This is a genomic window from Streptomyces sichuanensis (assembly GCF_020328095.1).
GTDB classification, from domain to species: Bacteria; Actinomycetota; Actinomycetes; order Streptomycetales; family Streptomycetaceae; genus Streptomyces; species Streptomyces cinnamoneus.
Window position 1 is genome coordinate 1 of record NZ_JAIXMK010000237.1, and the last position, 296, is coordinate 296.

At 79.7% G+C, this 296-nt stretch carries 1 pseudogene; it reads right to left on the reverse strand.

The annotated features are described in order from the left end of the window. Positions 1-296: pseudogene (locus LE181_RS31565) on the reverse strand (hypothetical protein); the annotation flags it as partial.

A 296-nucleotide genomic window follows, 5' to 3' on the forward strand; every position in this document is an offset into this window, starting at 1 on the left:
GGGCGGCGGCCCGGCCACCGGGAACGGCCGCGCCACCGGCTGCGACGGCGTCCGTGCCGGGGTCGTCGCACGGCTCGTCCGGGGCCGGCGGGGCGCAGGGCTCGCCGTGCCCGCCGCCGTGCGGGTCGTCGGGGCGGACCGGCGCCACGGCCTGGCGGGGCAGCTGGGGCTGCCCGAAGGGCTCGTAGGACTCGTAGGGCTCGTACGGCTCAGGGGGCCCGTACGGCCCGTACGGGCCGTACGGGCCGTAGGGGTCGTGCGAGCCGTACGGATCGGGCTGCGCGTACGGGTCGTAC